Origin of the sequence: Syntrophomonas sp. (genome assembly GCF_028707975.1) — a bacterium.
Lineage (GTDB): Bacteria > Bacillota > Syntrophomonadia > Syntrophomonadales > Syntrophomonadaceae > Syntrophomonas.
In genome coordinates this window covers 1-15012 of record NZ_JAQVZX010000022.1, presented here as the reverse complement: position 1 = coordinate 15012, position 15012 = coordinate 1, and the positions used below count along the sequence as shown (strand labels likewise).

Here is a 15012-nt window from a genome sequence, read left to right as displayed (position 1 = left end):
GCATCCTTAATAGTGAGCGAAGCGAACATCAGTGGTGCCCGCAGGGTGCTAAGCGGCCAAAGTACCTATTAACTAATCCCCGTGACCGCAACCTTAATAGTGACATCCGAAGGATGGAACACCAGGAGTACCCGAAGGGTGCAACCTTAATAGTGACACCCGCAGGGTGAGGGCCACAACCACTGATGAAGAGTGAGGTTAGTAAGTGCTTGAATACTAAAGTGTAGTAGGAGATGACTTAAACCCCTCACCCCTTACTCCTCACTTTTCTTATTAAACAGGCGGCGGGTTCTAATCCCCCGCCTCGTTGCAGCGCTGTGTTGAAACTGCTCCGCAATTTCTTCCGCTGCTTAAAGTCCGGTCCGTTAATGGGCAGGGGCAAAAACCCTCCCATAGTTTGCGGGATATCTTTTAATAAGAAGTGAATGAGAATAGTCTATAAATGGAGGGATAAGTTTGATTAACAGGTCTATTTTTCGTATGTATGATATCAGAGGCAGGGTGGGTACAGATTTAGATGAGGCTGCAGTGAGGGCCATAGCCGGGGCTTTTGGAAGATATGTGCAGGAACAGGGCCGGAATAAGATAATCGTGGGTCGCGATAACCGCTTTTCTTCGCCTCGTTTTAGAGAACTGGTGGTCGAAACGCTCTTGCCAGCCGGCCTGGACGTTGTGGACATAGGAGAGGTAATTACTCCTATGTTTTATTTTGCTTCCCGTCACCTGGATATTGACGCGGGGATAATGATAACCGCCAGCCACAATCCAGGCGATGATAATGGTTTTAAACTGCTATTGGGCAGCTCCACCATATACGGAGAGGATATTTTAAAAATAGCGCGTCTGGCTGAAGCCGGAGATTACACGAGCAGTGCAAGTAAAGGGAATTTGAGCTTTTATGATATCAGCCCGGCTTACCGGCAGGATATTATGAAAAGGATAAAGCTGGGAGAACGCCAGCTCAAAGTGGTGGTGGACTGCGGCAACGGCACCGCCAGTTTTATTGCTCCCCGTTTGTTAAGGGAACTGGGCTGTGAAGTAATCGAGCTCTACTGTGACTCTGACCCCAGCTTTCCTAACCACCACCCGGACCCGGTAAAAGTTGAAAACTGCCAAGATTTAATTCAGGTGGTTAAAGCAGAAGGGGCCGACCTGGGCATAGGTTTTGACGGAGACGGTGATCGCCTGGGGGTAGTGGATACTGAGGGCAATATTATCTGGGGAGATATGTTAATGATCCTTTACTGGCGGGAAATACTGCCCAGTTATCCAGGAACTGATTGCATAGTAGAGGTCAAATGCTCCCAGTCCTTGATCGATGAGATAAATCGTCTGGGGGGCAAGCCTTTAATATATAAAACCGGTCATTCCCTTATTAAGGCCAAGATGAAGGAGATAGGAGCGGTATTTACCGGCGAGATGTCCGGTCATATGTTTTTTGCGGATGAATACTATGGCTATGATGATGCTCTTTATGCTGCCGCCCGGCTCTTGCGTATCTTATCAAACAGTGAGCAGAGCTTGAGTGAACTCTTGGCTGATGTACCCCGCTACTATGCCACCCCTGAACTCCGAGTGAAGAGCAGCGATAGCGAAAAGTTCAAAGTAGTCGAACGGGTACTCTCGCATTTCAGGAATCACCATGAGGTCATAGACATAGATGGAGCCAGAATCCTCTTCCCCGGTGGCTGGGGTCTGGTTCGGGCCTCCAATACCGGGCCGGAGCTTATAGTGCGCTGCGAAGCCGGAACCCCGGAAGAGCTGGAGAGAATTAAAGCAGAGTTATTTACCTTCCTGGAAGTATAACGCGGCAAAATATATCCCCCGCATCCTTAATAGTGAGCGAAGCGAACATCAGTGGTGCCCGCAGGGTGCTTCTTTAAGCGCTCCTATTAACAAAACAGGCGGCGGGTTCTAATCCCCCGCCTCGTTGTAGCGCTGTGTTGAAACTGCTTACGCAGTTTCTTCTGATGCTTAAATTGCGGATTTTTCTGTTTAGGTGATTTAAAATATATAAGAGCTGATTCTACTGCAAAAAGTTATTAATATTCATTGGCTTGCATAAATATACCGCTCCAGCGTCCTTAATAGCGACCGAAGGGAGCATCAGTTGTGCCCGACAGGGCGCTTCGCATTGGCAACACCTGCAGCTTGTCTCGCGGCTCAAGAGGTACCGCACTAATCTCCCGTCCTGGTCAGCAACCTTAATAGTGACACCCGCAGGGTGGAGCACCAGGAGTACCCGCAGGGTGGAGGAATTGATAACAATGATACTGGTTCTTTTTGGACTAGAGGATGTGTAGCGGTAGACGGAGATACTATTTTAGTATGTCCCCATAACCGTTCCCAGGATATCAAGGCTTTGCCCGATGTTATAAAAAACAAAGAATTTAACTCGAGGAGCATAGATAGTTCTTATGGCTCATAAGCAAACGCAAAGAATCATTGATGACGATGAATTACAAAATGGATGGGGTTTCGGATCGAAACTTAATACCCAGGGCATAATTGCTGTTCTGTCGATTTCGGTAGTCCTGGTCTTTGCTCTCTGGCCATTAATGACGGCACCCAATAGCTATTATCCAGTTACTGTTGATGGCTTGGGACACCTGGCTAAAGTCGATTATATTGCAAAGTGCCTGAAAAATCTCCAGTGGCCTTCTTGGTTTCCCTACTGGTACAACGGGGCCTCAGTGGTTCAGTATTACCCGCCTCTTTCTTATTTCCTTCTTGCTCCAGTGCAAATGTTATTTGGCAATATAATGATTACCTTTAAATTTGCGGTATTTTTCTATTTACTGGTAGGTGCTATGGGGGTATGGTATATATGTTATCGATATTGGGGTTCCTTAATAGGGATAGCAGCGGGAATACTTTATGTTCTGCAACCTTTTATACTCAGGTCGATGGCCTCAGAAGGCGTAATTGCTCAAGGACCCATCTTTGCCTTATCGCCATGGTTGCTGGTAGCCACTCTTCTCTTTATTGAAAAAAGAAGTCCCTCCAGAGCAATCCTAATTGTTTTGCTTAGTACATGTCTTATCCTTTCCCATGCTATGCATGCTTTTATTACCTGTTTAGCTATGGGAATGTTGGTATTAATGCTGGTTGTGCTACGCAGGATTAAATTTAAAACCATTTTGATCTGGTCGGTATCTATTGGCCTGGGAGCCGCTTTGGCAGCCTTTTGGTGGGTCCCAGGAGTTACCCATCTAGAAAACCCATCACTACCTTATATGCTGCCTGAAAATATGCTCCATTACACCGCTTATTTTGACTGGTTTTATCCCGGCTCGAACTCTTTTCATTATTTCAGTCCTATTATTTTACTACTATCCCTTGGCTCTGTCTTTTTTATAAAAAAGAACTGTACACAAGCGGTTCTATATTCGGACAACACTAGTTTCCGCATTGATACCAATGGGCTAATTATATCTTTCATTTTTGCACTAATAGTAACCATCGTTTTGTCTTTTGGCTACCATATATCCCTATTTAGACTGATTCCTTCTTATCAAAATATCCTTCCCGGAAGAGTATTAAGTTTTGCTGCGATTCTAGCTGCTATACTTTGTACAGTATTCTTATGGGAACTGTGGTCAAAAATGCAATCCGGGCTTTACAGGATACTCAGGTTATTGGTACTCACTATCATTATTGTCATAATTGCAATTGATATAAATCCTAAACAGGCTAATATCTCCTATGGATCTTTCACCGATACCCAAGCGGTGATTAACTTGCTGTCTTCCAATAACAAGAACTTTAATAACGGCCGTATTGCCTGGCTTTTGATATGTGGGCCGGATACTACATACTTCCCTATGCTTAAAGGTTTTCACATTACCAGTGGCTGGAATATTGAGGGTACCCCCCACAATAGAGCAATACGCTTACATAATATTGCGGTTGAAGCAGATTGTGGTGATTATGTAACAAAGAACCTAATGCAGTGGAATGTGCGTTCAGCTATTGTACAGAATGATTTCCGTACGATTAAAAAAAGCCTTCTATGCTATGGTTTTAAAGAATATACTGCGGATAATATTAAAACACTATTTGTTAATCCCTCCTCTTCATCATATTTCATAAGGGATGAACGAAATGCCATTGTTATTGGTAAGGGTTCGCCCGGATTGGTAGTAAGCTTCCCCTGGTTGGTTCAAGGCACTTCCAGTTATTTAGAAGACTATTCCATGGAGGATTTAAAGAAATTTCGACTTATATATTTAAGCGAGCCTCAGATTAAGGATTTTAACTTTTTTCAAGATCTGGTGTCACAACTGGCGGAAACTGGTAAAATCGTAATTGTAGAAATGGGCCATACGGAAGTGTGGCCACTTTTTGGTATTATTCCCTATTGGGAAAACATAGCAGAAAACGCCCGGCTAATATCTACTGAAATCAGCCCTATTAAGACTAGTTTTTTCCTTCAAACAGACCCCATCGGTGAATTTCCTGCTATGGGAAACCTGGATGGAGTATGGATGGAAGTAGTTGACTCTAGCAAACACATACCAGCTATAGGCTACAAAAATATAAAGGGAAATAAAGTCTATTTTGTGGGAATGTGCCTGGGAATGCATCTTGATTCATCTGTAAAATGGACTCGCGGGTTGTTAGAAGAGTCATGTGATAGCAAGGAAATATACTCATTGCTCATGCAACTTATGGAGTTGGGTAAACCTAATAAGAGTATTATACCGCTTTCTTTTCCTATAAATAATGATCACTGGAGACATGATGGCTTTGATTTTTCATACAACTCTACCCAGCCAACCAGGGTTGTTATATCTGTAACTTATACCCCCCGCTGGAAGGCATTAATTGATGGCCAACCCCTGCTTGTTCAAAACCAGGAAAACCTTATACTGTTAGACCTCCCTGCCGGGCAACACTCAGTGGTTTTTCATTATGGAATGACCTGGGTGGGGTGGTTAGGCATCGGATTATCCATTTTCAGCCTCTTGATAGCAGCATTATTATTTATACGCTGGGAATATTTCAATCAATTGTATGAGAAAATTATGGCCAAAATAGAACGGGAGATTAAAAGTATTGACATTTAGACCCCGTTTTCTCCACAAGACTTTCACGCATTGTCCATCTTTCAATAATAATAGTTTTATTATGCTTGGCGGTAGACCAGGTCCATAGATTGTTAATGGTATAATTCCAAAAAACCGCACAAGAAATCCCGATTAAGTTTGATAGCAGGTGATTAAATTGCAATTGGTAATAAAAAAAATCCAAAACCCCCACATTTATTCCTATTCCTATCAGGGAAGTAATAATGTACTTGCTTCCCCTACTCCATACAGAATTCGTTTTTACATTGGCCCAGGTAATCTTATCATTTAGAACAAAGTTTACCAGCATGGCTACAAAAGCAGAACAAAATCCGGCAATTCTAACCTCTAAATTGAGCATGGTTAAAAAAAAGTAAATTGACATATTGACAAATACACCTGATAGTCCAACCAAAGAAAAATAGAAAAACCGCCTGTCTTCAGGGCTATCCTTAACCAAACTCATTAGGTGCCGAATATAGTTCCATTGCTCCTGAACAGACATTTTTGATTCACCAGCCGCACGCGCTTGAAATTGATAGGGAATTTCAATAACCCTGGTATATTTTCCGCGAGCCAGTACCTCAATCAGGATTTTCCACCCTATAGGTTGTAATTCAGCTTCTTTTATTACATCTTTACGAAACATAAAAAACCCACTGGTTGAGTCACTAATGGGGCGCAGCTTTTTAATCAAAGCTTTGCCAATATATCTCGCGGTTGCAGATACTATTTTTCGATGCAGCTTTAAACCTCCATCATTTCCTCCAGGAATAAAACGGCTGGGAATGACGATATCCGCCCCTGATTCAATAGCCTTGAGCATGGATAGAAGCACTTCCGGGGGATGCTGCAGGTCCGCATCCATAACTGCGATAACATCACCACTAGCGATTTCAAATCCTCTAACAACAGCGGTTCCAAGACCTCTTTCATTATGCCGGTGTTCAAACCTTACATGTGGGTCCGATTTGCTCAAATGTTGAAGTATCTCCGGAGTATCATCATTACTGTCATCAACGAATACTATTTCATAGCTGCTTTTTAATGTACTACCAATATGTTCAGCAATTCTGAGTACATTATCCCTCTCATTATAAGTTGGGATTATTATACTTAATCTGCATGTTTTCACGAATTCACCTGCCTTCTCTTGCTAATTTCTTCTTTAAGCTCTCCGGCATAGGCCTGGAGTATTGACTGTAGTTGCAGTACCGGGTTCTGAGTTTTCCAGCTCTTTTCTTCCGTCAAGGCGGCAATGATCCCCGCCAGGCGAAACCAGTAAACCAGGTAACGATATAAAGGCATAAATAGAATAATCCACCAAATTTCTCGCAATTCCTTCTGGTATTCCGGGACTGAACCCTTATAAGCAATATAGAAAGTACAACTCTCCAGGATAATGTAGCAGATATACATCCCTATCATCGCCACCACAATTGTAGGCAGGGGGTACCCCAGGAAGAATAAGAAGGGAAGCAAAAAAGTCCAGGCCAGGCGTGAAAAAGTCAGGGTGTGATCCGAAATTAGAATCCTCCCCACAAAATCGAACAAAGCCCCAAAAATACTGGGAATTTTCTCATAATATACCCCGGTAACTTCCATCTCCCCCCGCTGCCAGCGGAGACGCTGGGAATAGAGGCGACTCAAATTCTCAATCGGTTCTACATAGGCTATAGCATCAGAAATAAAACCAATCCGCCCCTGGCTAGCTTCAATAGCCTGGCGTATATTGAAGGTAAGGTCGGTATCTTCGGAAACAGTTCGGGTCTGGTATAGAAAAGTCTGGAGAATTATATCCCGGCGGAATACGGAAAAAGCGCCGGAAAGGGTGAAGATCGAATTCTTGATATCCTGGTAACGGCGGCCAATATCAAAGGCTATGATATATTCAATAACTTCGCAGTAGTTTATCATATCTATAAAGCTGCTGCCCTCGCCCAGCTTTTTATCCACCCGGATTGAACCGGTAGCTGCCGCCAGGCTGGGATCCTTTTCAAAGACCCTGACCACATTGAGTATCGCCTCAGGGTCCAGCCAGGTATCCGAGTCCACATTCATCATGTAGCTGCCATGACCGGAATACACACCGGCGTTAAGCGCAATGGATTTTCCCGCCCGTTCCAGCGAACTCCACATAACTGACATTTCCGGGTGCCGGTATTGAAAACGCTGGAAAATATCAAAACTCTCGTCTTCACTGCCGTTATTTACACAGATGACTTGGATGGATTCCCGGGGATAAGTTTGCCTGGCTATGGAGTCCAAACAATGGCCCAGGGTATCTGCCGAATTATGGACTGGAATTATCACGGTTACATAAGGGAAGAAAAAGAGTTCTTCCTTTTTCTCGTCTTTCCGCTTCCTGCTGCTTAGAAAACTGATGAAATAGACCATGGCCGTAGATACATCTACCAGCAGGGGCACCATCAGCCATATACCCCAGAACAGCCCAAACGCTAATATTCTCTCCAGCCATATTTCAATCATTTTTTACATTCCTCCGTATCTTTTCCAAAGACGGACGGGTAATCAATTGCCAGTAAAGAGCCACCGCCAGCAGGAAGAAAAACAGGCGGCCAAACAGAGTATGAGCAATAAAGCTCATACTCCGGCCCCCGCTATGTATTATAATAATTACCAGCAAAAGCCGAAAGAGATTTATCAGGTAAATTCCCAGAGCTCCCCCCAGAGCCACTGGAATTCTTTTACGCCAGGGCTGAACTGGATAAAAGATAATCAATGAAAAAATAATACAGATTTCCAGCAGCCCGGAATTCTCAATATCTATGGCTATGGTGGTCCAACTGGAATCAATTTTTATAAGAACCAGCAGAGTTCCGGGAGAACGGTCAAATATATGGGTTACAATACCCAGATAATCCAGGGTATGATGCAAAATGAGACTGGTATACTGTTCCAGGCGATACTCCACCAGAGAAGCATGAAAAAGCAAAACCAGCAAACAACAAAAGCCCACCGCCGCCCAAATATAATAAAATACCCAGAGCCGGTGATGATAAAGAAAGAGGGTAAGGGCCAGCCATAACAGGAAAAACCCGGCAATAGTGGGGCGACTTTTTGATACTACGGGGAAAGGGGCCCATTGTATATCACCTTGATCGGGAAGACGGTCACTCCGCCCGCTGATATCCGCCAGGTAAAATCGCAGGAACTGAGCGGGGTAGGCCTCCAGATCCTCCATAGGGATAGCAAACTCCAGGCGGGAAGTAGTGGAGCCGGTTCCTTCACCCCAGCGGCCGGCATATTTTCCTTTGAGATCACCCTCCATGGAATACAGGTATACGCTCACATCTCCTCTTTGCAAACCCTGGGGGCGGTAGAAAATCTCGGCATATTTGTCTACCTTATCATCATATTTTCCATTACTGTTGAGATCAAAAAAAAGGCAGCACTCCATTCTATGGCTGCGGGGTTCCGGTAGATAGCGCTCAATCATAAAGTACAAGCGCCCATCGTTCTCATTGGTGGCCCAGGATATCTTCTTCAAGTCATTTCCGCTGCGTCCATCAGCAGCAGGATCGGAGAGAGAAGTTCGCCCGCGCCAATCGGCAAATTGCCCATCCAACTGTAAATCCGGCACCAGCCAGCTGCCCGGAGGAAAAAGCCATATCAGCAGCAACATCAAAATAAGACCTGAAAGGAGCTTTAGCCGGGAATTCACTCTTTATCACCCACTCTTCTATGCCAAACTAACCCCCTATGGCCAGGATCACAACCACCTATAAAAGTAAGTTAGCAGGCGCTTGTATAGTTAGTGTGTCAAGGGGACGGTTCTTTTGACACACTCCTCACCCTTTTGACACACTCCTCACCCCTCACTCCTCACTCCTCACTCCTCACTTTTCTTATTAAAGCAGCTATAACTAGAAGAATAGTGAACAGGCTCAGGTATTTTCCCCAGGTAAATATCATCGTTTTTTCGATGCTAATTTCCAGGCGGTGGCTTCCCGCCGGCAGATGCAATTTGAGCAGATTCTCATAGTTGCCGGCCTCCATCCTTCTCCCATCCAGCTTTACTACTAAACCATCCAACAGCGAAATAGGAACAATCACCTCGGCATCCTGCTCCAGCTGGTATGACATGCGATAACCCTTTTCACTGGCTTCGTAATCCTGTAAGGGTATGATGGTATCTCCCGCATATTCTGTCTTTAAATCCAAAATCTTTTTAAGCAGCCGGGCACTTTCCGACTGCCCGCTCTGATACGCATGATAGCTCAAGTTGGCTCCCAGAAACCATATCTTCTCGCCTTTAAGCATTTTATAACCCAGTATCGGGGCCTGGTTGCCATAGTAGGAAAATCCCAATTCCACCTTATCCAGACCCATAGGAACATAGGCCTTCCACTCTCCTTCTTGCTGCCAAAGCGGGGGCAAAATCACCCGGGTATCCTCTCCCCGGACTTCAATCTCCTGCCGGATACTCACAGCTTCACCATAAACCCCTAGAAATTCCGGTTGTTTGGCCAGTACATTGGGGGGCATCCCAGCCATTTCTATAAAAACCTGACCGCCGGAGACTGCATAATCGCTAATCAGCTTTTCGGCTTGTTTTTTAGAATGCCAGTCAGCGCCGCTTAGAATCAGCATGGAATATTGCTCCAGCTTCTCCAGGGAGCAATCATCTATGTGGGAAGACAAGGCCATCTCCACCTCGGGAAACTGGAGGGCAATGGTTCCTCCATATTTGCCGATTACCAGGCAGCGGGGATTTTTTTGCACCAGGTAGGGCCGGTCAATGTTCCTCCAGACGCTTATATCAGCGAACTGGTTGCGTTGCTGGTAGCCGGCCCTGGTGGCAGCCTCGCGAAAGCCCTCCAGGTCGGTAATAACATCTTCCTTAACCACCAGATCGGTGGCCCCCATATCTACACAGGAGCGAAATAAGAACGGGTAGTACTGTTGCTCCAAGCCGGTATTAAGCAACATTATATTGCGCGAAGTAACCGCACCCTGCCAGGCCCAGCCAAAGACCTGCTCCAGCCCCGCCATCTCAGAAAAGGTAAAGGAAGGGGCCGAACCCAGCTGGCTAAGGTCAATGGTGGCCACCCTCCATCCCGGTTCTTGTTTGATGAATTCTCCGCTCTGTATTATTGTAAAAGGCCTGGTTCCGGTATGGGCCAAGAGGCGGAAAGAAAACAGGCAGTCTACCAGCAGGAATACCAAAAGAAGTACCAGCAAGCAAGCTGCGGTAGTGGATGACTGCAGCCATCGCTGTCGTTTTTCTTCCAGTTCCCAAGTAAAGCCAGAAGCCAGAATAGCTAGGGCAGCAAAGCTGCTGAAACGCAAAGGCCAGAGCAGATGGCTCAGCGGAAGAGTTATGTATATAGCCCGGAATAAAGGGAAGCTAATAAGAAGCAGGATAATGCCGCAGACCGCCAGGCTCCGTGCCCAGGCGGGCTTTGATTTCCAGGTGACAAGGCTGGCCAGAAGAAGCAGTACCAGGCTTAGGCCCCAGTAGAATGTCTCCACATTGCTGAAACGGTACAGGGGAGAAAGAGAAATATGGGCCGGGACAAACTGCACCACCTGTTTGACCGCCTGAGCATCAATGCCGGTGATACCCCCACTCAGGCTAGGCAAAAGCCACCAGGATGAGCTTAGCACTCCGGCAGCAAGAACCAGGAGCCCTCGGGCCAGGTCCTTGATGCTGCAGCCCTGAAAAACCCAGAGAAAAAAAGCAAAAAGGGCCAAAGATATACAATAAACGGCCGCAATCATGGCATGGCAAAGCAATGCTAATTGTACAGTTAAAATAACGGCTATCATGGCCCCATAGGATTTCCGCCGGGTCATAATATGCAAAAAAAGGGCAAAGAGCAGAGGCAGCAAGGCGGTAGCCAGTACCCGCGGCAAATTGCCTTCGGAGAATGCTACCCGCACATTGTCCTGCCAGAGCAGCCAGACCAAAGCAGCCATAACTGCCGGCCACAACCCCATCCTGCGCGACAGCAGGAGCCAGGAGAGAGCCCCCAGTAGCGCGCAAAGATATATGTAGAGGTTGCCGGCGGTAAAAATATCCCCGCTTATGCCCCTTAATGCAGCTAGGGCATAATAGGGCAAAGGCGCCCAGTAACGAAAAGGCTGCACCCCATTGTACCAGTATTCGGTAAATTGAGGGTAGTAGTTCCCCTGCTGTATCTGTTCATAGAGCATTTCAGCTTTAAAAAGATGTCCCCAGCTATCAGAACCCCAGGGAAAACGCTGTTCCACCGGCGGCCAGAGTATATGCTGGTAAGCCAGGAGAGAAAGGAACAAAATCAAAGCCGCAGCCAGCAGATACTGCCGGACGGAATAAGGGGCTCTAAGGGAACCTGCAAAAATAGGAGGGGGCTTGGATAATGATTTCCTATTGTTGGCAGCCTCTTTATCACGCTGATCCAAATCGGTAAAATCAGGATCAGCTATGGCTGCCGCCTCCTGAGCAGCGATGTTTTCCTCCCGGGCTTTAAGCTCGGACGCAATTTGCCCATCCAGCTCCTGGTTATGATTATTAACCTGAATACCCCGGGTGGGGGTTTCCCAAAGATTCAACTGGTATAGTCTCAAGCCCAGTTTGGCCAAATATTCATCCACCCGGTTAAAAAAATACATGGCTATATTTTCAGTAGTAGGTTGTATTAGATCAAAGGGATGAACCTGGTTTAATATGGTATTTTCATAGGGCCCCAGGGCAGCAGAAACCGCCTGGGAAACCCGGCTGAATTCTATAGTGTCCCCAATCTCCCGGGGGACATCCACCTCGGTCTCCACCTGCCAGGAATGCGCATGAACCGGGCCGGTCGTGCCGCCGAAAATTACGAAATGGCGAGCATTAACGAATCCCACCAGCTTCATGCTATAAATGTTGTCATCCCCGACTGCTCTAGTTGCTGCAACTCGGCTAAACTCAGGAAGGTTTTTAGAATTATGTTGTTCTGGACAAGGAATGCAATTGGGAGAGTTTTTTGCTGTATTGGGATGGCTCTTATCGTCCTCTTCCTCCGCCAATTCCGGAACAAACTCCCCGATAGTTCTCGGTTCCAGTTCGGCCTGCAGAAGAGCAATCTCCTGTTCAATTGACTGCAGCTCTTCTCTTTTTACCGCTGCTACGGCTTCCGCTTCCGCCAGGATTTTCGCCGCCAACAAATGGGCCTCTTCTTCGATTCCCGCAGCAATTCTTTGGCTCTCTTCCAGGGAGCGCTCCAGAGATTCTTGCCGCAGTACTTTACGGGCGATCTCCTGTTCCAAATTCTCTATACTGAGATGAACAGCCTGGGTTTTTTGCAGCAAGCTATCCCTCTGTAGCTTCAGACTATCAAAGAGTGCCAGATCTCGCTTAGTCTTATCCATTATTTAATATCCAAGGTGTCTGCCATCTCGCTTCAGGAAGACACATCATGCCTCCTGTTTTCCTTGGTGATGAGGGTAGGGGTAAAACTTGGGTCCTCCGGCTCCTCCCTGATTTTCTCCAGTGAAACCCGGTAATTGTCCAAAACTTCCCGAAACTCCTCTTTAAAACGTGCTGCCTTGATACGCAGGAAATCAAGCTCTTGTAATTTTTGCTTCAATTCCTCCTCAGTATTTTCCAGCATATGGCGGGCTCGTTCTCGGGCTTGTTCCTCAATTCTTTGAGCATTAATCTGGGCGGTTACCATTACATCGGTGATAGTTCTTTCTCTTTCTATATAAGTATTCAATTGCTTTTGCAACTCTTCTCGCTTTTCCTCAGCCTTTTGCAATTCTGTCTGAACTTTTTCTATTTCCGAATTAAGTGTATTAATTTTTTGCTGGTGTTCGTTCTCCATGCTTTCTATCTGGCTTATTACTTCGCCAGGCTTAAAGCCCAATAAGGTTTTTGAAAACTTCATTTTACCTTTCCTCCCCCTGCTCCAACTCCTCCATAGCTCTATTATAGCTATGTGCACGATGAAGTTCACTATTATTCCCAACAAAATCAGTGGTGATGTCAAAAAAAGCAGATAAGAAGCTTGAACCGTGACTATCTTACTATATAAAACCATGACTTAAGTTAGTATATACATATTAGCATGGAAGGAGTACCATTTAAAGTGATTTTTAAATAATTATGACACCACTCCAATATGTTTTCTTATTCACTTCACAAATTGGGATCGAATTTCTACATATTGTGCAATAATATGCAGGAAAGTCCATTCAAGGTATAGAAATATTCTTTATATAATAGTTTTTATTAGAACTACTCAAGCCATTCACCAGTCATATCAAGCGCATCCAATCTAATCCACCAAACATTTTTGCTTAAGGGCTTGTTCAGTCATCCGACATTCTGAGCTTTATTAAAATATCGGGGGGAGGGGTCATTTATGAAAAGCATTGGTTCCAGATTAACGCTGTATATTAGTATGGTGGTGCTGTTTTTTTGCGCTGGTTTAGGCTTTATTTCTTATTTTTATGCCTCCAAAGCCTTAATGGCCAATATTGAACAAAGTGTGGTAGCCAAAGCCCAGGATGCCACCAGGCTGGTAGGCAGCGAGCTAGACAATCATTTATCGGTGATGGAGACTATTGCGGAACAGCCGGAAATTACCGGTATGAAATGGGAAGAGCAAGGCCCCATTCTGGAACAGGCCAACAAAAGACTGGGATATTTGATGATGGGGGTTGCCGGATTGGATGGACAGGTGCTCACAACTGCGGGTTCGACCACCAACTTAAAGGATCGGGATTATTTTGATCAGGCCCTTAAAGGCCAATCCAGTGTTTCCGATCCTATTGTCAGTAGAATTGACGGCAGTACCATTATTATGATGGTTATTCCCATTCACGGAATCGAAGGAGAAGTTATCGGAGTTCTGGCGGCGGCACTGGATGGTTTGACCTTGAGCCAAATAGTAGCCGGGGTAAATTTTAGTGATAGCGGTTATGCCTATATGCTCAACCAGCAAGGCCAGGTCATAGCCCATCCTAAAGAGGAAATGGTCATAGAACAATATGATCCGATCGCAGAAGCAAAGAAGGATCCTAAACTCGCTCCCCTGGCTGCAATTGTAAAGAATATGTTGAAAGCTGAGTGTGGTTACGGAGAATACCTGTGGACTGACGGTACCAACAAGTTTATGGGCTATGCCCCGGTAAAAAACACTGGATGGTCAATTGCGGTAACCGCACCCCAGGATGAAGTGCTGGCTGGCCTGAAAAGCATGACTGTGGGGGTACTGGTCGCTGCTCTTGTTTTTCTTCTCGTAGGCATTGCTCTGGCTGCTTACCTGGGTAGAACCCTGGCCCAACCGATTAAAAATGCTGCCGGGCATGCGGCCATGATTGCTGACGGAGACTTGAGCGTAGAAATCACCGCTGTAGCCCTGGCTCGCCAGGATGAGATAGGTCACCTGGCCAGGAGCCTGGATAATATGGTTCAAGGCTTGAGAAATATGATGCACGAAGTAGCCCTTAACTCCCAGGAAGTAGCCGCTTCCAGTCAAGAGCTGGCCGCTTCTGGTGAAAATATAGCTTCAACTGTAGAGGAATTATCCGCTTCCACGGAAGAGATCGCGGCGGGTATGACCAATATATCTGCGGCAACTGATGAAGTAAGCGCCTCCGGCGAAGGAATATCTTCTGCCTTATTGCTGGCTAGCAAGGATGCCGAGCAAGGCGTTCTTCAATCCCAAGGGATTGAAAAGAGAGCGGCGCAAATGCAGGCCGGAGCCCAGGAGCATAAAAAGACCGCAGAAGATGTTTATGGAACTATAAAAGAAAAACTTACTGCAGCTATTGAAGAAGCCCGGGTGGTGGAACAGATTTCTGAATTGGCGGAAAATATTTCCGGCATTGCCAGCCAGACCAATCTTCTGGCCCTCAATGCTGCCATAGAAGCGGCCCGAGCCGGGGAACAGGGCAAGGGCTTTGCCGTGGTAGCGGAAGAAGTAAGAAAACTGGCAGAAAACTCAGCCTC

The 15012-nt window shown here is 45.9% G+C and carries 8 protein-coding genes; 3 read left to right on the top strand and 5 right to left on the bottom strand.

Annotated elements, in window-relative coordinates; translation table 11 throughout:
* Window positions 1-456: 456 nt before the first annotated feature.
* Both PHP87_RS04900 and PHP87_RS04895 read left to right on the top strand, forming a co-directional pair.
* Complete coding sequence (locus PHP87_RS04900) at window positions 457-1806, top strand: phosphomannomutase/phosphoglucomutase (RefSeq protein ID WP_299919102.1); 1350 nt, start codon at window positions 457-459, stop codon at window positions 1804-1806.
* A gap of 611 nt (window positions 1807-2417) precedes the next feature.
* Window positions 2418-5069 carry a 6-pyruvoyl-tetrahydropterin synthase-related protein gene (locus tag PHP87_RS04895; protein WP_299919100.1) on the top strand — a complete coding sequence of 884 codons (2652 nt, stop codon included), beginning with the start codon at window positions 2418-2420 and terminating at the stop codon, window positions 5067-5069.
* Here the strand turns inward: PHP87_RS04895 and PHP87_RS04890 are convergent.
* The 5 genes from PHP87_RS04890 to PHP87_RS04870 form a co-directional block, all read right to left on the bottom strand.
* Entirely contained in the window at window positions 5050-6204 is a 1155-nt protein-coding gene (locus tag PHP87_RS04890; RefSeq protein ID WP_299919098.1) for a glycosyltransferase family 2 protein, read from the bottom strand. The two genes, PHP87_RS04895 and PHP87_RS04890, sit on opposite strands and share 20 nt — an antisense overlap.
* Window positions 6201-7559, bottom strand: coding sequence for a TIGR03111 family XrtG-associated glycosyltransferase (locus PHP87_RS04885; protein WP_299919095.1), 1359 nt, complete (start codon window positions 7557-7559; stop codon window positions 6201-6203). Before PHP87_RS04885 ends, PHP87_RS04890 begins: the two co-directional genes overlap by 4 nt.
* Complete coding sequence (locus PHP87_RS04880; protein WP_299919094.1) at window positions 7552-8754, bottom strand: hypothetical protein; 1203 nt, start codon at window positions 8752-8754, stop codon at window positions 7552-7554. Before PHP87_RS04880 ends, PHP87_RS04885 begins: the two co-directional genes overlap by 8 nt.
* A 161-nt stretch (window positions 8755-8915) precedes the next feature.
* Window positions 8916-12425 (bottom strand): 6-pyruvoyl-tetrahydropterin synthase-related protein, encoded by a 3510-nt coding sequence (locus tag PHP87_RS04875; RefSeq protein ID WP_299919092.1) that lies wholly within the window; start codon window positions 12423-12425, stop codon window positions 8916-8918.
* Window positions 12426-12457: 32 nt separating this feature from the next.
* Window positions 12458-12943 carry a hypothetical protein gene (locus PHP87_RS04870; RefSeq protein ID WP_299919090.1) on the bottom strand — a complete coding sequence of 162 codons (486 nt, stop codon included), beginning with the start codon at window positions 12941-12943 and terminating at the stop codon, window positions 12458-12460.
* 477 nt (window positions 12944-13420) lie between these two features.
* Between PHP87_RS04870 and PHP87_RS04865 the strand changes: the two genes are divergently transcribed.
* Window positions 13421-15012, top strand: a 1592-nt coding sequence (locus PHP87_RS04865) for a methyl-accepting chemotaxis protein (RefSeq protein WP_299919088.1), incomplete at its 3' end; no start/stop codon positions are given.

What these genes read in the sequence shown, in the direction of transcription:
- PHP87_RS04895 (WP_299919100.1), top strand. Translation starts at nt 2,418, where the DNA reads ATGGCTCATAAGCAAACGCAAAGAATCATTGATGACGATGAATTACAA.
- PHP87_RS04885 (WP_299919095.1), bottom strand. Translation starts at nt 7,559, where the DNA reads ATGATTGAAATATGGCTGGAGAGAATATTAGCGTTTGGGCTGTTCTGG.
- PHP87_RS04875 (WP_299919092.1), bottom strand. Translation starts at nt 12,425, where the DNA reads ATGGATAAGACTAAGCGAGATCTGGCACTCTTTGATAGTCTGAAGCTA.
- PHP87_RS04870 (WP_299919090.1), bottom strand. Translation starts at nt 12,943, where the DNA reads ATGAAGTTTTCAAAAACCTTATTGGGCTTTAAGCCTGGCGAAGTAATA.